We start from the raw sequence: 19,564 nt of genomic DNA, 5'->3' as shown, positions 1-19,564 counted from the left end.
CGAACAACCAAGAATCATCCCAGTGACCGATACGCCTCAAGACGGAACCGGCGCACCGCCGCCCTCCGACATTTCGCTGATTGCCATCACCGACGAGATGCGGAAATCGTATCTCGATTATGCGATGAGCGTGATCGTCAGCCGTGCGTTGCCTGATGTCCGCGATGGCCTCAAGCCGGTGCATCGGCGCATCCTGTTCTCGATGAGCGAGAACGGCTACGAATACAACAAGCCCTATCGCAAGTCGGCCCGCGTGGTCGGCGACGTGATCGGTAAATATCACCCCCACGGCGACAGCGCGGTCTACATGGCCCTGGTGCGCATGGCGCAGGATTTCTCCATGGGAGAAATGCTGGTGGAAGGGCAGGGCAATTTCGGCTCGGTCGATGGCGATATGCCCGCCGCCATGCGCTATACCGAAGTGCGCATGCAGAAGATCACCAATTCCCTGCTCGATGACCTCGACAAGGACACGGTGGATTTCCGTGACAACTACGACGGCTCCGAGCATGAGCCGACCGTGCTGCCGGCGCGCTTCCCCAATATGCTGGTCAATGGCGGCAGCGGCATCGCCGTCGGCATGGCGACCAACGTGCCGACCCACAATCTGGGCGAAACCGTCGATGCGGCCCTGTTGCTGCTCGACAATCCCGATGTGCTGACCGAGGAACTGATGGAGGTCCTGCCGGGGCCGGACTTTCCGACCGGCGGCATCATCCTGGGGCGTGCAGGCATCCGCTCGGCCTATGAGACCGGCCGTGGCTCGGTGCTGGTGCGCGGCCGCGTCGCGGTGGAAGAAATCCGCAAGGAGCGCGAGGCGCTCATCATTACCGAACTGCCCTATCAGGTGAACAAGGCGACCATGGTCGAAAAGATCGCCGAACTGGTGCGCGACAAGCGCATCGAGGGTATTGCCGACATGCGCGACGAAAGCTCGCGCGAAGGCATGCGCGTGGTCATCGAGATCAAGCGCGACGCGCTGCCCGACGTGGTGCTGAACCAGCTTTATCGCTTCACCGCGTTGCAAAGCTCGTTCGGCTGCAATTTCGTGGCGCTCAATGGCGGCAAGCCGCAATTGATGAACCTGCGCGAAATCCTGGGCGCCTTCATCGATTTCCGTCACGAAGTGGTTACGCGTCGCGCCCGCTTCCTGCTGAACAAGGCCCGCGACCGCGCCCATATCCTGGTCGGCCTGGCCGTGGCCGTGGCCAATATCGACGAGGTCATCGCCCTGATCCGCACCGCGCCCGATCCGGCGACGGCGCGCGAACAGTTGATGACCCGCCGCTGGCCGGCACAGGACGTGGCCCCGCTGATCGCGTTGATCGACGATCCGCGCCACCGCATCAACGAGGACGGCACGTTCAACCTTTCCGAGGAACAGGCGCGCGCCATCCTCGAACTGCGCCTGGCGCGTCTCACGGCGTTGGGTCGCGACGAAATCGGCGACGAACTCAATGGCCTGGGCACCGAGATCGAGGACTATCTCGCCATCCTGCGCAGCCGTGAACGCGTGGTCGAAATCATCCGGCAGGAGCTGACCGAGATCAAGGAGCAGTTCGCCAGCCCGCGCCGCACCGAGATTTCCGACGTGGTCGGCGATTTCGACGACGAGGACCTGATCGCCCGGGAGGACATGGTGGTGACCGTGTCGCACGAGGGCTACATCAAGCGCGTGCCGCTCTCGACCTATCGCTCGCAGAACCGCGGCGGCAAGGGCCGCTCGGGCATGGCGACGCGCGAGGAAGACTTCGTCTCTCGGCTGTTCGTGGCCAATACCCATACGCCGGTGCTGTTCTTCACCGACCGTGGCATTGCCTACAAGCTCAAGGTGTGGCGCCTGCCGCTGGCCCAGGCCAATGCACGCGGCAAGGCCCTGATCAATATCCTGCCGCTGGAGCAGGGCGAGCGGCTGACTACCATCATGCCGCTGCCCGAGGACGAAACCAGCTGGGCCAATCTCGACATCATGTTCGCGACGACCCGCGGCACGGTGCGCCGCAATTCGCTGGCCGATTTCGTGGAAGTGCGCCAGAACGGCAAGATCGCCATGAAGCTGGACGACGGCGACCAGATCGTCGGCGTCGAGACGGCAACCGCCAATGACGACGTGCTGCTGACCACCGCGCTCGGCCAGGCCATCCGCTTCCGTACCGACGACGTGCGCCTGTTCAAGGGCCGCGACTCCATGGGCGTGCGCGGCATCCTGCTGGCCAAGGACGACGTGGTCATCTCCATGGCCGTCATCAATCACTCCGATGCCTCGGCCGAAGAACGCGCCGCCTATCTCAAGATGAGCCGCGCCGTGCGTGGCGAAGGTGCCGAGGACGAAGCCAGCACGGACGAAGGCGACGTGGTGGCCGGCGAGCTGAACCAGGAGCGCTATGCCCAGATGAGCGCCACCGAGCAGTTCATCCTGACCATTTCCGAAAACGGCTATGGCAAGCGCACCTCCAGCCACGAATACCGGATCACCGGACGCGGCGGCAAAGGCATCGTCGCCATGGCGGTCAACAAGCGCAATGGCAACCTGGTGGCCAGCTTCCCGGTGGAAGACAGCGACCAGATCATGCTGATCAGCGATGGCGGCCAGACCATCCGCCTGCCGGTGGGCGGCGACAAGCCGATCGGTATCAAGGGACGCAGCACGCAGGGCGTGATCGTCTTCGATACGGCCGAGGGCGAGAAGGTGATGTCGGTGGAGCATATCAAGGAGCCGGAGGGCGACGAGGAAGAGCCCGAGGCGCCGGACGCGCCGGAGGCTCCGGTGACAGAATAAGAAAAAGGGGCGCTCCGGCGCCCCTTGGTTTTTCTGGAATGGTTCTGGCGACATCAGTCGAACTTGACCAAGTCCTTGAAGATCAGGTGGCCCCAGCTCTTTCCGTGCGCCTGCACCAGCAGGCCCCCTTCTGAAAGCCCGCCCAGCTTGATCGGCGCGAATCCCAGCTTTTCGGCAACCGTTGCAATCTCCGCAGCGGCGCCGTCATTGTCGCTCGCCAGGAACACGACTCGGCGGCCGCCCTGTACGGCCGGATCCTGGCCAAGGACCGCAGCGGCCAGATGGTTGAAACCCTTGACCAGCTTGCCGCCGGTAAAAGCCTGGGCGACGACCTTGGCGGACGGCTGTCCGCCGAGTTCTTCAAGCGGCACACCATAGGCATTGGTCACGTCGACAATGGTCTTGCCCTGCCAGTTGGGAAGCGCCTTCGCAACATCGGGGTGCGATCCGTAACGGACGGCCAGAAAGATGACGTCCGCCTTGACCGCTTCCGCGAGTGTTTTGGGAATAATTCCGGGTCCGATCGCGGCCGCGACGGCGGCAAAGCTCTTCGGGTCGCGCGTCGTTGCAACCGATACTTCGACGCCCTTGCGGGCAAACGCCCTGGCGAGAACCTGACCGATCTCGCCGAAACCGATAATTGCGTAGCTCATAAAACTGCTCCTTTGGTTGGCACGCCGACCGCTGCCGGCGCGTCCTGCCCAGAGCTAGGTTCGATAAAGCGCGAGCCTCAGTGGGAAACGCCACACAAGGGCGGTGCGAAAATGCACCACCCCTGCACCGGGTCTCGTGGTACCTTGCGTTTTTGCGGCAGGGGGCCGAACGGTGATCGATTGGGACGATGTGCGGTTTTTTCTGGCCGTGGCGAGAAGCGGATCGGTGCGATCCGCAGCCGAGAGCCTCAAGGTCAACCACACCACCGTATTGCGCCGGATTTCGCACCTCGAGGCACGCCTGGGCGCGCGCCTGTTCGAAAAGAAGCCGGCCGGCTACCAGTTGACCGGGTCGGGTCAGGAGGTGCTGGCATTGGCCGAGGAGATGGAACTCTCATCGAGCCAACTTGAAGGCCTCGTCTGGGGGCGGGACGAAGGCATTGCCGGCCCCCTGCGTGTGGCGATGGCCCAGACGATTGCCACACACCTGCTGATGCCCGACTTCGCCGAATTCTGCCGGCGCCACCCAGAGATCGAACTGACCATCCTGTCATCGGAAGCCACGGTGAACCTGACCAACCGCGAAGCCGACGTGGCCCTTCGCGTGGTGATCGACCGCGACGCGCTGCCGCTCAACCTGCATGGCCTGCAGGGGCCGGAACTGCGCATCGGCGCCTATCTGTCCAGGTCATTGCTGGAGCAATGGTCCTCAGGCGCGCTGCCGCATGTGCCATGGGTCACCAAAGGGTTTGACGAGCCTCCCGAATGGGTAAGCTGCGGCGACATCCCGATAGAGGGCACGTTCCGCGCGCCGGAAACGGCCACCCACCTTGCTGCCCTTCGCCAGGGAATTGGCGTGGGGACGTTGCCCCGCTTTGTCGGGGACACGGAGCCGGGCCTGGTGCATGCGCCCGGCACGCTCGACGGGTCGCATGGCGCGTTGTGGATCCTGTCGCAAGGCGAAACCCGGCGAACCAAGCGGGTGAGGCTTTTCATCGACTTCATCTCCCAGCGCCTGGCCGAATACGCACCGCGCCTGCTGGGATCGCCATCCGAAGTCGCCGGCGTGCCAGAGAAATGACGATTGCCGACGTGCGGCGCTAGATAAACCGGTCCGGAGCGGCCAGGCCGTCATAGCCGACCGAGGGTGGCCGCGCTGCATTGTTGCCCATGCGCACCTGGCGCGGAATGGTGCTGTAGCGCGGCTGCCCATAGCGCGGCTCGTAGCTGTTGGGGGCGGGGTCGTCATAACTGTTTCTGCCTGGCTCGGAGGCGCAGCAGGCCCAATAGAGCAGCACGAGACCGGCAAACGGCACGAAATAGAGCAGATACCAGAAGCCGGAGCGGCCGATATCATGCAGGCGCCGAACGCCCACGGTGATGCCCGGAATGAAGTGCACGATGCCGACAAACAGGATTGCTGTCATTTGCGGGTTTTTCAGATTCCGGAAGCCGCCCATCTGGTAGTCGATAGCCACCGCCCCAATGGTCAGCAGGAACTGAACGACAAAGAACATCCAGTATTGCAGGCGGGTGCTGCGCCCCGAAATCTCGAAATAGCGCAGCATGCCGTCAAAATAGGAGCGCATCCAGGTCCCCGGTCGGATGTGTTGTTGCTGGTGTCCTAGTCTATCCGGCCTAATTTTTTGATGTGGCAACTGGTTAAGGTTTTACCATTCGCCTCGCGACGGCCCTTGCCAAGCGCCGCGCGCAGTGGCTTGCTCTGGCCGGAGGAGACACGCCGTGATCGAAGCCACCATCATCCTGCCCTATATGCTCGCCTGCCTGCTGTTTGCCGTTATTCCCGGTCCCTCGGTTTCGGTGGTGATCGCCAATTCGCTGGCCGGCGGCACGCGGGCGGGGCTGTTCACCATCCTGGGCACGGCGCTGAGCATGGTCAGCATGGTCTTCGTCGTCGCCGTGGGGCTGGAAGCGGTGATGACGCTGGTTTCCGGCGCCTTCGAGATCATCAAACTGGCGGGCGCCGGCTACCTGATCTGGATCGGCTGGAAGATGTTCCGCTCCAACGGCCAGCTCGCCATCGCCGATGGCGACCGGCTGCCCATCGGGCGCTATGTCTGGCAGGGAGCGCTGACCAACTGGTCCAACCCCAAGACATTGCTGTTTCTCAGCGCCTTCCTGCCGCAGTTCGTCGATCTCAGCCGCCCGGCCTTCGGCCAGATCATGACGCTCGGCCTCATCTGCCTGGCGGTGGCCGCCATCAGCGACAGTATCTACGCGCTGGCGGCGGGCCGGGCCCGGCATCTGTTGTCGGTGGCGCGCGTGCGCATGCTGAACCGCGTTTCCGGCGTGATCCTGATGGCGGGCGGCATCTGGCTGGCGTTGCAGAAGCGGGCGTGAGCGGCACGGTCGACAGCGTCTTGCCAGCAATCCCGCCTCATGACAAAAGCCATGCAACAACAATGGGGAGGGTGTCATGAGCAAGCTGGTTGGGTTCTATCCCGGCTCGTTCGATCCGCTGACCAATGGGCATCTCGATGTCATCGAGCGCGCCTGCAAGCTGGTCGACACGCTGGTTGTTGCCGTCGGCATCAGCGCCACCAAGAAGAATCCGCTGTTTGCGCACGAGGATCGCATCGCTGTTCTCGAACAGGTACTGGGGCCGGTGGGCCAGCGCACCGACACCGAATTCCGCATCGTCGATTTCTCCGGCCTGATGGTCAATGCGGCGCGCGAGCATGGTGCCAGGCTGATCATCCGTGGCCTGCGCGACACCACCGACTACAATTACGAAATGCAGATGGTGGGCATGAACGCGCAGATGGCGCCCGACCTGCAGACGGTTTTCCTGCCCTCCAGCCCCCCGGTCCGGCATATCTCGGCCACATTGGTCCGGCAGATCGCTGAAATGGGCGGCGATATTTCCGCCTTCGTTCCGCAAATCGTTCTCAAGGCCCTGAAAAGCAAATGACCGTCCTTTCCCGCCGCCTGTTCGGCGCCCTCGTCATCGGCGCCGTGGCGCTGACTGCCGTCCCCGCTTTCGCCCAGACCGGCACGCCGCACCTGATCCTCACCATCAAGGGCGGAGATGTCGATATCGAGCTGCTGCCCGCCCTCGCGCCCAAGCATGTCGAGCGCGTCATCACGCTGACCGAGCAGGGCGCCTATGACGGCGTGGTGTTCCACCGCGTCATCGATGGCTTCATGGCCCAGACCGGCGACGTGAAATTCGGCAAGACCGGCGCCGAGGGTTTTGATCTCTCCATGGCCGGCATGGGCGGTTCGGACCTGCCCGATGTCGAGGCCGAGTTCAATTCGGAAAGCTTCCAGCGCGGCGTGCTGGGCGCGGCGCGCTCGCAGGATCCCAATTCCTTCAACTCGCAGTTCTTCATAACCACCGCCGATGCCAGCTTCCTGGATGGGCAGTATACGGTGTTCGGCAAGGTGGTCAGCGGCATGGAACTGGTGGATGGGCTCGAAAAGGGCCCTGCGGAACAGAACGGCGCCGTGGCCAATCCGGACCAGATCATCAAGGCCGTGATCGAATATAAGTAGCAGTGCCACGCCCTCGTGGTTCGAGGCTCGCGAAGGGCTCGCACCTCACCATGAGGGCTACTGATCGCTCGATTTCAAAGTAGCCTCATGGTGAGGTGCGAGCGCCGCGAGCCTCGAACCACGAGGCGTGCCGCCTTGCGCCAATCGCCCAATGGCCTTACATGCGGGCCACAAATTCCCAACCGAAAGTTGCAAAACATGGCCGAATACGCCGATCCCGAAAACACCCTCGTCATCGAAACCACCAAGGGCAATGTCGTCATCGAGATGCGCCCCGACCTGGCGCCGAACCATGTCGCCCATATCAAGAAGCTGGCGCGCGAAGGCTTTTACGACGGCATCGTGTTCCACCGCGTGATCGACGGCTTCATGGCCCAGACCGGTTGCCCGCAGGGTCGTGGCACCGGCGGTTCGAAATATCCGGACCTCAAGCAGGAATTCAACGCCGAGCCCCACGTGCGCGGCACCGCCTCCATGGCCCGCTCGCAGATGCCGGATTCGGCCAATTCGCAGTTCTTCATCTGCTTCGACGATGCGCCCTTCCTCAACAAGCAGTATACAGTGTGGGGCAAGGTCATCGAGGGCATGGAAAATGTCGACCAGATCAAGCGCGGCGAGCCCGTCATCAACCCGGACAAGATGGTCTCAGTCAAGGTCGCGGCCGATATCGCGGCCTGATCCTTTGCTCTGTTAGACCGCCGATCGTACCACGGCCTCGCCCCTCGACAAGGCGAGGCCTATTGGTGAGGCCATGCGCGTTTCCGATTTTGATTTCGAGCTGCCCGAAAAGCTCATCGCCCTCCATCCGGCCGAGCCGCGCGACTCCGCGCGCCTGCTGCTGGTCGATCCCGAGGTCGGCCTGTCCGACCGGCATGTGCCCGACCTGCTGTGGCTGCTGAAACCCGGCGACGTGCTTGTTATCAACGATACGCGGGTGCTGCCGGCCGAATTGCGCGGGACGCGCATACGGGGCGAAAATCGCGCCAATATGTCGTTCAACCTGCATAAGCGCGTCGATGCCCATACCTGGCGCGCCTTTGCCCGGCCGGCGAAGAAGCTGGCTCTTCTCGATCGGCTCGAACTGGGCAATGGCCAGGCCGACGCGCTGGTGGCGCGGGTCGCCGGCAAGGGCGATACCGGCGAAGTAACACTGGAATTCGACCTCGGCGGGGCGCAGCTCGACGAAGCGATCAAGTCGCATGGCGCCATGCCGCTGCCGCCCTATATCGGCGCCAAGCGGGCGGTGGAAGACCGCGACCTGGTCGATTACCAGACCGTCTATGCCGCCGAGGACGGCGCCGTGGCGGCACCCACTGCGGGGCTCCATTTTACCGAAAGCCTGCTGCAACGGCTCACCGACAAGGGCGTCACCATCGAGCGGGTGACGCTGCATGTGGGGGCAGGGACCTTCCTGCCGATGAAGGTGGACGATACCGACGACCACGTCATGCATGCCGAATGGGGCGAAATCGACGCCGCCACGGTGAGCCGCATCCACGCGAAGCAGGCGCTGGGCGGAAGGGTGATCGCGGTCGGTACCACCAGCCTGCGTCTGCTGGAAACCGCCTCGCGGGCAACCGGGACGCTGCAGCCTTTCATCGGCGATACCGACATCTTCATCACGCCGGGCTTCCGTTTCCACACGGTGGACGCGCTGATGACCAACTTCCACCTGCCCAAGTCGACCCTGTTCATGCTGGTGAGCGCCTTCTCGGGCATGGACGTGATGAAGGCGGCGTATGCGCATGCGATCGCCGAGGGGTATCGGTTCTATTCGTACGGGGATTCGTCGCTGCTGCTGCGGGCGGCGCAGGATGAGCCGGAGGATGACCTCTGACCTTCCCCTCATCCGCCCTTCGGGCCCCTTCTCCCTCAAGGGGAGAAGGGGGATCGGTGGGTGTTGTGGCAACACGCCCAACCCGCTAGAACCCGCCGCATGAAACAAGTCACCTTCACACTTTCCGCCAGTGACGGCATGGCGCGGCGGGGCCGCATCGACACGCCGCGCGGCGATATCCAGACGCCGGCCTTCATGCCGGTGGGCACCGCCGGCACCGTCAAGGCCATGTATCCCGAGCAGGTGCGCGAAACCGGCGCCGATATCCTGCTCGGCAATACCTATCACCTGATGCTGCGGCCCGGCGCCGAGCGGGTGGCCAGCCAGGGCGGATTGCACACCTTCATGGACTGGCAGCGGCCGATCCTCACCGATAGCGGCGGTTTCCAGGTCATGTCGCTGGCCCAGCTCCGCAAGCTGACCGAAAAGGGCGTGACCTTTCGCAGCCATATCGATGGCTCGTCATATGAACTGACGCCCGAGCGGTCGATTGAGATCCAGACGCTGCTCGACAGCGACATCATCATGCAGCTCGACGAATGCCTGAAGCTGCCGGCCGAGCGCAAGGAAATGGAGCGGGCCATGGAGCTGTCGCTGCGCTGGGCCGACCGCTCCAAGACCGCCTTCAACAACCAGCTCAATCGCGCACTGTTCGGCATCGTGCAGGGCGGCGATGACCCTGAATTGCGCGCGAAGTCGGCGGCGGGCCTGCGCTCCATCGGTTTTGACGGCTATGCCGTGGGCGGTCTCGCCGTGGGCGAGCCGCAGGAGGTGATGTTCCGGGTGATCGAGGAGATCACGCCCGAACTGCCGGAGGACCGGCCGCGTTACCTGATGGGGGTGGGCAAGCCCGACGACATTCTCGGCGCCATCGGGCGCGGCATCGACATGTTTGATTGCGTGCATCCGACCCGTGCCGGCCGGCATGGCCATGTCTATGCCCGCTTCGGTGTCATCAACCTGAAAAATGCCCGGCATAGGGATGACCATCGGCCGATCGACGAAGCTTCGCCCAACCCCAATTGCCGGCGCTGGAGCCGGGCCTATCTGCACCATCTCGTTAAGACAGAAGAGTTTTTGGGCGCGATGATCCTTTCGCAGATCAACCTGGCCTATTATCAAGAGCTGGTGCAGGGCTGCCGGGGCGCAATCGAGGGCGGCCGGTTCAGTGATTTTGCGGCAGAGACGCGCGCGGCATGGGCCGCCGGCGACCTGCCGCCGCTTTGAGGAATGATCATGGCTAAAGGCTCCGCTCTCAACCCGCTGATGAAGCACCGCAAGCGCCTCGCCGAGGTGACGATGCGCGAGCAGTTCGCCATCGATCCGAACCGCTTCAAGCGCTATTCGGCATCGGGCGCCGGCATCCTGCTCGATTATTCCAAGAACCGCATCGACGAGGACGTCATGGCGGCCCTGTTCGAGCTGGCTCGATCAGCCGGAGTCGAGGAACGCCGCGACCAGATGTGCGAAGGCGAGCATATCAACATCACCGAAGACCGCGCCGTGATGCACATGGCCCTGCGCTACCAGGGCGACAAGCCGGTGCCGGTCGACGGCAAGGACGTGATGCCCGACGTGCGCGGCGTGCTGGCTGCCATCAAGGCCTATACCGACGCCATCCGGTCAGGCGAAATCCGCGGCCATGGCGGCGAACAGTTCACCGATGTCGTCAATATCGGCATTGGCGGCTCCGACCTTGGCCCGGCCATGGTCACGCTGGCACTGGAACCCTATACCCGCGCCGACCTGCGCGCCCACTATGTCTCCAACGTCGATGGCGCCCATATCCACGATACGCTGAAGCGCCTCGATCCGAAGAAGACGCTGTTCATTGTCGCCTCCAAGACCTTCACCACCGACGAAACCATGACCAATGCCGGCTCGGCCCGCGACTGGATCGCCGACACGCTGGGCGAAGAGGCCGTGCCGAACCACTTCGTCGCCGTATCGACCAATATCGAAGCCTGCGCCAGGTTCGGCATCCGCGAAGACCGCATCTTCGGCTTCTGGGACTGGGTCGGCGGACGCTATTCGGTCTGGTCGGCCATCGGCCTGCCGATCGCGCTGGCGGTGGGCTACGACAATTTCGCCAAGTTCCTGGCCGGCGCCGATGCCATGGACCGCCATTTCCTGTCGGCCCCGCTGGAAGACAACCTGCCTGTCATCATGGGCCTGCTCGGCGTGTGGTATCGCAATGCCTGGGGCTTTGCGACCCAGGCCGTGATCCCCTATGACCAGCGTCTCAGCCGCTTCCCGGCCTATCTGCAGCAGCAGGACATGGAGAGCAACGGCAAGTCGGTGACACTGGACGGCAAGCCGGTGGAATGGCCGACCGGCCCTGTGGTCTGGGGCGAGCCGGGGACCAATGGCCAGCACGCCTTCTTCCAGCTCATCCACCAGGGCACCGATATCATTCCGGTGGATTTCCTGATCGCGGCGCGGCCGCATGAAAGCCTGCCGCCGCATCACGACAAGCTGGTGGCCAATGTGCTGGCGCAATCCGAAGCGCTGATGCTGGGCAAGACCAAGGTGGAAGTGGTCGCCGAGCTCAAGGCGCAGGGCCTCGACAAGGCGCATATCAAGGAACTGACGCCGCACAAGATGTTCCCCGGCAACCGTCCGTCCAACACGCTGTTCTACGAACAGCTGACGCCCGAGACCCTGGGGTCGCTGATTGCGCTCTATGAACACAAGGTCTTCACCCAGGGCGTGATCTGGAACGTCAATTCCTACGACCAGTGGGGCGTGGAACTGGGCAAGCAACTCGCCAAGGCTTTGCTGCCCAAGGTCGAGGGCAAGGAGACGGGCGAGGGGCATGACAGTTCCACCCAGGGCCTGCTCGCCTATTACCTCGCCAACAAGGCCTGATCGCTTGACCATCACCACCGAAGAACAGCTCGAAAAGCTCAAGGCCATCGGGCGTATCTGCGCCATCACCCGCGACGCCATGGCTTCGGCCATGCGCGTGGGCATGACGACGGGGGAACTGGACGAGATCGGCGCCAGGCTGCTGGCCGAAAACGGCGCGCTGTCCGCCCCGGTCGTGACCTACGACTTCCCCGGGGCCACCTGCATTTCGGTGAATGAGGAAATCGCCCATGGCATTCCCGGTGACCGGGTGTTGCGTGAGGGGGACCTGGTCAATATCGACGTGTCGGCGGTCAAGGACGGTGTCTACGCCGATTGCGGCTCTTCGTTCGTCCTCGGCGAGGGTGACAAGCGTCTGGTGGCGCTCTGCCGCGACGGCAAGAAGGCCATGTGGGCCGGCATCAATGCGGTGAAGGCCGGCGCTCCGCTGGCCGATATCGGTGAGGCTATCGGCAAATTTGCGAAAAAAGGTGGCTATACGCTGATCCACAACCTGGCCAGCCACGGCGTCGGCGATAGCCTGCATGACGAGCCGGGCGAAATCGCCACCTGGCCCGACCGGTCGGAGCGCCGCCGCATGACCAATGGCCTGGTCTTCACCATCGAGCCGTTCCTGTCGCTCGGTGGAAAAATGGCCGACCAGAAGTCGGACGACGACGAATGGACGCTGGTGAGCCGCCCGAGCGCGCCCTGCGTGCAATATGAGCATACGATAGTGGCCACCCCGCGCGGGGCCGTGGTGGTGACGCTGGCGGCTTGAGGCAAAGCCGCACCGCTGACCGATGCCCTCAACCCGCGACGTATGTCCGCACCCCCGCCGCGTCATTCCCGCGAAAGCGGGAATCTCCCTCGTCGGGCGCCCGCGAAAGTGAGATTCCCGCTTTCGCGGGAATGACGTGGCGATCGGGCGAGTGCCCTACAACCACACCAGCAGCATTGGCCCCATCACCACCATCGCCGCACCCACCACGAAGCGCAGATTGCCCAGCCGGCGCAGGTTCTGCACGCTGAGCATGGTGGAGAGTACGAGAAACGCCGCCAGCGCCACGAAGACCGGGGTCAGCGGCGTCAGCGAAAAGGCGGTACCTTCGCTCAGTTGCAGATAGACCATATGGCCGCCGACAAAGCCGAGCAGGGCGGTAATGACCACCGCAACGGCCTTGGAGGTGATCAGCAGCGCCATGTCGATGGTGTTGCTGGCTATGAACAGAGCCAGCCCGGCGGCGGTGACATGGGCTGCGGCCAGCGTCGTGAACAGCCTGTTATCGGCCAGCATCGGCACCATTTCCGGTGGCGCACTGAGCGGGAGCGAGCCCACCATCGGCAGGTTGGCGCCATACTGGGCCAGCAGATAGATCACATAGAGCATGACCAGGGTGCCGACCGCGAATGTAAGCGCGGTTGCGGCAAGCACCTTGAGCAGATCGGTAAAATCCTGGGACAAAGCAGCGGCCTGTTCAGAAGTTGGGAATGGTATGCCGGGAGGGGGTCGAACCCTCGACCATTCGATTAAAAGTCGAATGCTCTACCACTGAGCTACCGGCACGCACCAAGTCTGACGCTGCTGGCGTCGCGGCGGAACATAGCGGCGCATCATCTGCTGTCAACCGCAATCGCTGCATGGCCGGACACTGTTGCCAACAGTCTTCCTAATAGGCCAGCGGCGTTCCGGTGAACGGCATGGGCAGGCACGATACGGACATGCGCTCGAGCCTGGCGCAGAGCGCGGTGGCCTCCGAGAGCTGGGTTATGGGGCCGACGACGATGCGCTGGTCGTCGCCATTGGCCTCCTCGACCAGGAGCGGCGCCAGCCCGAACAGCAACGGGCCGAGTTTCATGGACAGGTCGCGCCACGCTTCGGGCGCTGCTTCGAACGGAATGGACGGACCCAGCGCAATGCCGAATTGCTGCTCATTGGGCATGGGGATGGCGGCCATCTGCTGCACTGGAGCGGGCAGGGGCTGCTCGCCGGCCACGGCAGGCTTGGCCTCGGCCATGGGCTGGTGGCGCACCACCACCGAGCCGCCCTCGGCCTGATAGACCAGCGCCGGGTCCTGGCCGATTGCCGCCGTCAGGCTGTTGCGGTCGATATTGCCGCCATCGGGCAGGGTTTCGAGCAGGCGCGGCAGGCTGACTTCCAGCGCGCCGACGCGCCGCGTGATGTCATTGCCCTGTTGCTCGCCCAGCGAGAAGCGGGCGGTGAGTATGCCGGTTTCGCGCTTGAGCCGCAGCTGCTCCTCGCGCAGGTCGGCCACCTGCAGGCGCAACTGGTCGAGCGAAGCGCCTTCGAGGCGGGTCTTGTGCAGCCCCGCCAGCAGGTCTCGCGGCATCAGCGCGGAGACATTGGCCCCCATCACCGCAATGGCTGACAGCACCAGGGCAACGATGCCCCAGGTGGTGACGTCCGATTGCCGGAATTGTTCCGATGCTTTGGCCAATGCAGCTATCCTGGCGGTGCAATCGAATCAGGCGCTGCACCGGTATCGACCATGGCGCCGCGATTGTGTATTCGCCAACGGTTGCTTGCCATAATCTTGTGAAAATGCGCATTGAAAACATCGCCTGCCGGAGAATCTTCCATGACTGAGCTGCTGTCGATCATTCTTGCCGCGGGCGAGGGCACGCGCATGCGATCGGCGGTGCCCAAAGTCCTGCATCCCGTAGGGGGCATGCCGATCATCGGCCATGTGGCGCGCGCCGCCCGCGAGGCCGGCTCGACGCAGATCGCGCTGGTGACCGGGCCGAAACATGACGCCATTCGCAAGGCCGTGACGGCTTTGCATCCCGATGTGGTGCATTTCGAGCAGACCGAGGCCAAAGGCACGGCGCATGCCGCGTCCATGGCGCGCGACCTGTTCAGCACGGCCATGGGCTATGTCGCGGTGGTCTATGGCGACCACCCGCTGCTGCGCGGCATCAATTTCCGCGCGGTGCTGGACCGGCTCGATGCGGGGCTCGACGTGGCGATCCTGGGCTTCGAGCCCAAGGATCCGAGCGGCTATGGCCGCTTCATCACCGATGGCGATACATTGCTGGCCATCCGCGAGCACAAGGACGCCACCGAGGACGAGCGCCGCATCCGGCTGTGCAATGCCTGCATCCTGGCGTTCCGGGCCGACGTGTTCCGTGACCTGATCGACAAGGTCGAAACCAATAACGCCCAGAGCGAATACTATCTCACCGACCTGGTGGGCCTGGCCAATGCGGCGGGCAAGAAGGTCGGTTATGGCCTGGCGCCGGAAAACGACGTGATGGGCGTCAATGACCGCAGCCAGTTGGCCCGCGCCGAGGGCCTGTTCCAGGATGTGCGCCGCGAGGACTTCATGAAGGCCGGCGTGACGCTCAAGGACCCCAAAAGCGTCTGGTTTTCCTATGACACCGAGATTGCCCGGGACGTGACCGTGGAACCCAATGTGGTGTTCGGGCCGGGCGTCAGGATCGAGGAAGGCGCAGTTATTCATGCCTTCAGCCATATCGAGGGCGCGCATGTGGGCAAGAATGCCTCGGTGGGGCCCTTTGCCCGGCTGCGGCCCGAAGCAAACCTGGGCGAAGGCGCCAAGGTGGGCAACTTCGTCGAGATCAAGAAAGCCGAGATCGGCAAGGGCGCCAAGGTGAGCCACCTGACCTATATTGGGGATGCTTCCATTGGCGCCGGGGTCAATATCGGCGCCGGCGTCATCACGGTGAACTACGATGGCTACAACAAGCATCGGACCGTGGTGGGCGACGGGGCCTTCATCGGCTCCAACGCGTCGCTGGTGGCGCCAGTAACTGTCGGCGCCGGGGCGCTGGTGGCCAGCGGCAGCGTCATCACCGAGGATGTGGAAGCCGATGCACTGGCGCTGGGCCGCGCCCGGCAGGTGGGCAAGCCCGGACGGGCGAAAGAAATCTTCGCCGCCGCCGCGGCCAAAAAGCAGGCAAAGAAGGACAAATAGCATGTGCGGAATTGTCGGCATTGTGGGCACCGAGCCGGTCGCCATTCGCATGGTGGACGCGCTCAAGCGCCTCGAATATCGCGGCTATGACAGCGCCGGCGTGGCGACGCTGGAAGAGGGCGGCATTTCCCGGCGCCGCGCCGAGGGGAAGCTTGGCAACCTGGCGCAGAAGCTGAATTTCGAGCCGCTGGCCGGGCGCATCGGCATCGGCCATACGCGCTGGGCCACCCATGGCGCGCCGACCGAGCAGAATGCCCATCCCCATGCCACCGACCGGGTTGCCCTGGTCCACAATGGCATCATCGAGAATTACCGCGACATGCTGGCCGACCTGGCCCGCGACGGCTACCTGCCCAAGACGCAGACCGATACGGAAGCCGTGGCCCTGTGGGTGACGCGCGAGCTGGCCAATGGCGCCGACCCGGAACTGGCCGTGGCCCGCACGCTGAAACACCTCAAGGGTGCCTTCGCGCTGGCCTTTCTGTTCAAGGACGAGGAGGGATTGCTGATCGCCGCGCGCCATGGCGCGCCTTTGGCCATCGGCTATGGCACGACCGAAATGTATCTCGGCTCCGACGCCATGGCTTTGGCCCCTTTCACCTCGCGCCTGACCTATCTGGAGGATGGCGACTGGGCCGTCATCACCCACAATGGCGTCACCATCCGCGACGGCAAGGACACCATTGTCGAGCGCGAGCTGATGCTCTCGCAGACCTCGGCGCTGCTGGTCGACAAGGGCAATCACCGCCATTTCATGGCCAAGGAAATCTACGAGCAGCCCGAAACCATCTCGCATACGCTCAGCCATTATGTGGATATGGGCGCCGAAAAGGTGGCCATCCGCGAGGCTCTGCCCTTCAATTTCGCCGATCTGAGCCGATTGACCATCAGCGCTTGCGGCACCGCCTATCTGGCTGGTGCGGTTGCGAAATACTGGTTCGAGCGCTATGCGCGGCTGCCTGTCGATATCGATGTGGCGTCCGAATTCCGCTACCGCGAGCCGCCGCTGGAAAAGGGCGGGCTGTCGCTGTTCATCTCGCAGTCGGGCGAGACGGCCGATACGCTCGCGGCCCTGCGCTATTGCGCCAGCCAGGGGCAGCATGTGGCGTCGCTGGTGAATACCCTGGAATCCACCATTGCCCGGGAATCCGGCGTGGTGTTCCCCATTCTCTGCGGGCCGGAAATCGGTGTCGCCTCGACCAAGGCGCTGACCGCGCAATTGACGGCATTGGCGAGTCTCGCCATCGCGGCCGGGCGGGCGCGCGGCGTGCTGGATGTGGGAAAAGAGCAGGAATTCGTGCAGGCATTGACCGGATTGCCGGCGGCAGTCTCGCAGGCCCTGGCGACCGAAACCCAGATCATGGACATCGCCAAGCGGCTCAGCAAGGCCAAGGACGTGCTATATCTCGGCCGCGGCCCGATGTTCCCCATCGCCATGGAAGGCGCGCTGAAACTCAAGGAAATCAGCTACATCCACGCTGAAGGTTATGCAGCAGGTGAGCTAAAACACGGCCCTATCGCCCTTGTCGACGAGGACATGCCCGTCATCGTCGTCGCCCCTTCGGATGAACTGGTCGACAAGACCCTCTCCAACATGCAGGAAGTCGCCGCCCGCGGCGGCAAGATCATCCTCATCACCGATGCCGAGGGTGCCGGCACAGTCGGGCACGGCGTGGCGGATATCATTGTTATCCCACACGTTTCCAGCTTCGTGGCCCCCATCCTGGCCTGCATTCCGGTGCAGTTGCTGGCTTATCATACGGCGGTGTTCATGGGGACGGATGTGGACCAGCCAAGGAATCTGGCGAAGTCGGTTACGGTGGAATAGAAGTTACCCCGCCCGTATCAGCGGAATCGCCAGGTCTTTCCTGAACAAATACAATAGCGTACGGGCGGCTTCGCCCTCAGGCCCCGATAGTCCTGGATTGCGCGTCAGCAGGGCCTTGGCGTCGTCATGGGCGTAGTCGAGCAGGTGCCGGTGCACGTCCGGCACGGCGAGGCGGTAGCCGGGCATGCCGGATTGTCTGGTGCCGAGCACGTCGCCCTGGCCGCGCAGTTCGAGGTCCTTTTCAGCGATCTCGAAGCCGTCTTCGGTGGATTTTATCGTTTCGAGACGGGCCTTTGCGGTTTCGCTGAGCGGCTCCTTGTAGAGCAGCAGGCAGGCCGAACGGGCCGAGCCGCGACCGACGCGGCCGCGCAGCTGGTGGAGCTGGGCGAGGCCGAAACGCTCGGCATGTTCGATGATCATGATCGAGGCATTGGGCACATCGACGCCGACCTCGATGACGGTGGTGGCGACTAACAGCTTGAGTTCGTTGGCGGAAAAACGCTGCATCACCGCCTGCTTGGCGGCGGCGCTCATGCGGCCATGCACCAGTGCGACCTGGTCGCCGAAGACTTTCTGCAGTTCGGCGAAGCGATCTTCGGCGGCGACGACATCGAGATGTTCGCTCTCCTCGACCAGCGGGCAGACCCAGAAGGCTTGCGCGCCTTCTGCCAGCCGGGACTGCAGGCGGGAGATGACGCGGGCGTAGTCGCCGATGGAAAGGACTGCTGTATCAATTGGTTGGCGGCCGCGCGGCTTTTCGCGCAGCACGCTGACGTCCATGTCTCCAAAATGGGTGAGGACCAGCGTGCGCGGAATGGGCGTGGCGGTCATGACCAGGAGGTCGGTGTGCCTGCCCTTGTCGGAAAGGGCGAGGCGCTGGTGGACGCCGAAGCGGTGCTGCTCATCGACCACGGTCAGGCCGAGATTGTGGAACTCGACGCCGGACTGGAACAAAGCGTGGGTGCCGACGACGATGGTTGTCTCGCCGCTGGCTATGGCGGCGAGCTTGGCGCGGCGCTCGGCGGCGCCCATCTTGCCGGTGAGCAATTCGCAACCGAGGCCGGCGGAATCGCATAATGGTTTCAAGGTCTTGAAGTGCTGGGCGGCGAGCAGTTCGGTGGGCGCCATCATGGCGGACTGGGCGCCGCTTTCGGCCATGGCGGCCATGGCCATCAGGGCGACTACGGTCTTGCCGGAGCCGACATCGCCCTGCAAGAGGCGCGACATGCGGTCGGGCGAAGCCAGATCGGCGCGGATTTCACCGATGGCCTGCAACTGCCCCTCGGTGAGGGAAAAGGGTAACACACTGCTAACCTTTGCCGTCACCGACCCGGTGAAAGTACGACTGATGCCGCGCGCCGCGACCATGGTCGAGCGAATCAGCTGCAGCGTGAGCTGGCCGGCCAGATATTCATCATAGGCAAGGCGTTGGCGGGCGGGCGCCCAGAGCTCGGCTTCGCCCGGACTGGCCGGAAGATGGACCATGCGCATGGCATCGGCGAAGCTCGGCCAGTTGCGCTCGGCCATTGTATCAGCGGCGATCCATTCGGGGATAACCGGAAGGTTATCCACCACCTGCCGGACCAGCTTGGCCAGAGCCTTGGAGCTGAGGCCCTGGGTGAGCGGGTAGACCGGTTCCACCAAGGGCAGGGTGGCGAACTTGTCGGGCTCGACGATGTAGTCGGGATGGGTGATCTGCTTGTCGCCGTTGAAAAAGCCGATCTGCCCGGAAACGAAGCGCTCCTCGCCGATGGGAAGAGCCTTTTCCACCCAGCCGCCCTGGGCGCGGAAGAAGACGAGCTGGACGTCGCCGGTCTCGTCATGGGCGAAGACCCGGTGCGGAATGTGCTCCCGGCCGCGCGGCGGCGGCTGATGGCGGTCGATATGCAGGCGCAGGGTGACGATCTGGTTGAGATAGGCCTCGGCTATCCCCACCTGCCGGCGCCGATCGACGACGCCGGAGGGCATGTGCATGAGAATATCGAGGGCGATCGCTTCCTGGCCCTCGGGCGCCCCGAAATAGCGGGTGAGCAGCGCAGCCAATTTGTCGCCGACACCCTTGATCGAGTGCAGCGAGCGGAACAGCGGCGAGAGCGTTTCGGGGCGGGCCAAAGGCGGTGATTCTCCTTTGGTGGAGGGTATGTTTGC

Annotated in this window: 17 protein-coding genes and 1 tRNA gene; 12 read left to right on the top strand and 6 right to left on the bottom strand. The window is 63.8% G+C overall.

The genetic code is table 11. From position 1 onward, the window contains the following. Positions 1–22: 22 nt before the first annotated feature. Positions 23–2,779, top strand: coding sequence for a DNA gyrase subunit A (gyrA, locus tag ASD04_RS02590; RefSeq protein WP_056252041.1), 2,757 nt, complete (start codon positions 23–25; stop codon positions 2,777–2,779). A 53-nt stretch (positions 2,780–2,832) separates the two neighbouring features. On the opposite strand, the gene ASD04_RS02585 is transcribed toward gyrA, so the two are convergent. Beyond that, on the bottom strand, positions 2,833–3,432 hold the full coding sequence (locus tag ASD04_RS02585) for an NAD(P)-binding domain-containing protein (RefSeq protein WP_056252038.1): 600 nt from the start codon (positions 3,430–3,432) through the stop codon (positions 2,833–2,835). Positions 3,433–3,604: 172 nt separating this feature from the next. On the opposite strand from ASD04_RS02585, the gene ASD04_RS02580 reads away from it, so the two are divergent. Continuing rightward, on the top strand, positions 3,605–4,513 hold the full coding sequence (locus ASD04_RS02580) for a LysR family transcriptional regulator (protein WP_056252035.1): 909 nt from the start codon (positions 3,605–3,607) through the stop codon (positions 4,511–4,513). A 19-nt stretch (positions 4,514–4,532) separates the two neighbouring features. On the opposite strand, the gene ASD04_RS02575 is transcribed toward ASD04_RS02580, so the two are convergent. Further along, positions 4,533–5,021 (bottom strand): DUF805 domain-containing protein, encoded by a 489-nt coding sequence (locus ASD04_RS02575; protein WP_056252033.1) that lies wholly within the window; start codon positions 5,019–5,021, stop codon positions 4,533–4,535. A 154-nt stretch (positions 5,022–5,175) separates the two neighbouring features. Here ASD04_RS02575 and ASD04_RS02570 point away from each other — a divergent pair, with 154 nt between their 5' ends. The 8 genes from ASD04_RS02570 (at position 5,176) to map (ending at position 12,413) form a co-directional block, all read left to right on the top strand. Continuing rightward, positions 5,176–5,793, top strand: a complete 618-nt coding sequence (locus ASD04_RS02570; RefSeq protein ID WP_056252029.1) for a LysE family translocator — start codon at positions 5,176–5,178, stop codon at positions 5,791–5,793. A gap of 76 nt (positions 5,794–5,869) precedes the next feature. Then, a complete protein-coding gene (gene coaD / locus ASD04_RS02565) occupies positions 5,870–6,364 on the top strand; it encodes a pantetheine-phosphate adenylyltransferase (protein ID WP_056252026.1) in 495 nt (164 codons plus the stop codon). Beyond that, a complete protein-coding gene (locus ASD04_RS02560; RefSeq protein ID WP_056252023.1) occupies positions 6,361–6,948 on the top strand; it encodes a peptidylprolyl isomerase in 588 nt (195 codons plus the stop codon). Before coaD ends, ASD04_RS02560 begins: the two co-directional genes overlap by 4 nt. Positions 6,949–7,146: 198 nt before the next feature. Further along, positions 7,147–7,626 carry a peptidylprolyl isomerase gene (locus tag ASD04_RS02555; RefSeq protein ID WP_056252021.1) on the top strand — a complete coding sequence of 160 codons (480 nt, stop codon included), beginning with the start codon at positions 7,147–7,149 and terminating at the stop codon, positions 7,624–7,626. Between the two features lie 73 nt (positions 7,627–7,699). After that, positions 7,700–8,785 carry a tRNA preQ1(34) S-adenosylmethionine ribosyltransferase-isomerase QueA gene (queA, locus tag ASD04_RS02550; protein WP_056252018.1) on the top strand — a complete coding sequence of 362 codons (1,086 nt, stop codon included), beginning with the start codon at positions 7,700–7,702 and terminating at the stop codon, positions 8,783–8,785. 99 nt (positions 8,786–8,884) lie between these two features. Continuing rightward, entirely contained in the window at positions 8,885–10,012 is a 1,128-nt protein-coding gene (tgt, locus tag ASD04_RS02545) for a tRNA guanosine(34) transglycosylase Tgt (RefSeq protein ID WP_056252015.1), read from the top strand. Between the two features lie 9 nt (positions 10,013–10,021). Further along, positions 10,022–11,653, top strand: coding sequence for a glucose-6-phosphate isomerase (gene pgi / locus ASD04_RS02540; RefSeq protein ID WP_056252831.1), 1,632 nt, complete (start codon positions 10,022–10,024; stop codon positions 11,651–11,653). Between the two features lie 4 nt (positions 11,654–11,657). Beyond that, complete coding sequence (gene map, locus ASD04_RS02535; protein ID WP_056252012.1) at positions 11,658–12,413, top strand: type I methionyl aminopeptidase; 756 nt, start codon at positions 11,658–11,660, stop codon at positions 12,411–12,413. Positions 12,414–12,569: 156 nt separating this feature from the next. Here the strand turns inward: map and ASD04_RS02530 are convergent, their stop codons facing one another. The 3 genes from ASD04_RS02530 to ASD04_RS02520 form a co-directional block, all read right to left on the bottom strand. Then, a complete protein-coding gene (locus ASD04_RS02530; protein WP_056252009.1) occupies positions 12,570–13,097 on the bottom strand; it encodes a hypothetical protein in 528 nt (175 codons plus the stop codon). Positions 13,098–13,124: 27 nt separating this feature from the next. After that, a tRNA-Lys gene (locus ASD04_RS02525) sits at positions 13,125–13,199 on the bottom strand. A 103-nt stretch (positions 13,200–13,302) separates the two neighbouring features. After that, positions 13,303–14,091 carry a hypothetical protein gene (locus ASD04_RS02520; RefSeq protein ID WP_056252007.1) on the bottom strand — a complete coding sequence of 263 codons (789 nt, stop codon included), beginning with the start codon at positions 14,089–14,091 and terminating at the stop codon, positions 13,303–13,305. A 141-nt stretch (positions 14,092–14,232) separates the two neighbouring features. Here ASD04_RS02520 and glmU point away from each other — a divergent pair, with 141 nt between their 5' ends. After that, positions 14,233–15,588: a bifunctional UDP-N-acetylglucosamine diphosphorylase/glucosamine-1-phosphate N-acetyltransferase GlmU gene (gene glmU / locus ASD04_RS02515; RefSeq protein WP_056252004.1), complete on the top strand. Its 1,356-nt coding sequence runs from the start codon at positions 14,233–14,235 to the stop codon at positions 15,586–15,588. 1 nt (position 15,589) lies between these two features. After that, on the top strand, positions 15,590–17,416 hold the full coding sequence (gene glmS / locus ASD04_RS02510) for a glutamine--fructose-6-phosphate transaminase (isomerizing) (RefSeq protein WP_056251999.1): 1,827 nt from the start codon (positions 15,590–15,592) through the stop codon (positions 17,414–17,416). 3 nt (positions 17,417–17,419) lie between these two features. Here the strand turns inward: glmS and recG are convergent, their stop codons facing one another. Beyond that, positions 17,420–19,528 (bottom strand): ATP-dependent DNA helicase RecG, encoded by a 2,109-nt coding sequence (recG, locus tag ASD04_RS02505; protein WP_056251997.1) that lies wholly within the window; start codon positions 19,526–19,528, stop codon positions 17,420–17,422. Between the last annotated feature and the right edge of the window lie 36 nt (positions 19,529–19,564).

Source organism: Devosia sp. Root436 (assembly GCF_001426345.1).
Classification (GTDB): domain Bacteria; phylum Pseudomonadota; class Alphaproteobacteria; order Rhizobiales; family Devosiaceae; genus Devosia.
The sequence above is the reverse complement of the archived record's forward strand: the minus strand, read 5'-3'. Positions and strand labels throughout refer to the sequence as shown.

Coding starts and splice junctions, on each gene's coding strand:
- ASD04_RS02560 (WP_056252023.1), top strand. CDS start 6,361: ATGACCGTCCTTTCCCGCCGCCTGTTCGGCGCCCTCGTCATCGGCGCC.
- queA (WP_056252018.1), top strand. CDS start 7,700: ATGCGCGTTTCCGATTTTGATTTCGAGCTGCCCGAAAAGCTCATCGCC.
- glmS (WP_056251999.1), top strand. CDS start 15,590: ATGTGCGGAATTGTCGGCATTGTGGGCACCGAGCCGGTCGCCATTCGC.
- pgi (WP_056252831.1), top strand. CDS start 10,022: ATGGCTAAAGGCTCCGCTCTCAACCCGCTGATGAAGCACCGCAAGCGC.
- ASD04_RS02555 (WP_056252021.1), top strand. CDS start 7,147: ATGGCCGAATACGCCGATCCCGAAAACACCCTCGTCATCGAAACCACC.
- ASD04_RS02575 (WP_056252033.1), bottom strand. CDS start 5,021: ATGCGCTCCTATTTTGACGGCATGCTGCGCTATTTCGAGATTTCGGGG.
- coaD (WP_056252026.1), top strand. CDS start 5,870: ATGAGCAAGCTGGTTGGGTTCTATCCCGGCTCGTTCGATCCGCTGACC.
- glmU (WP_056252004.1), top strand. CDS start 14,233: ATGACTGAGCTGCTGTCGATCATTCTTGCCGCGGGCGAGGGCACGCGC.
- ASD04_RS02585 (WP_056252038.1), bottom strand. CDS start 3,432: ATGAGCTACGCAATTATCGGTTTCGGCGAGATCGGTCAGGTTCTCGCC.
- tgt (WP_056252015.1), top strand. CDS start 8,885: ATGAAACAAGTCACCTTCACACTTTCCGCCAGTGACGGCATGGCGCGG.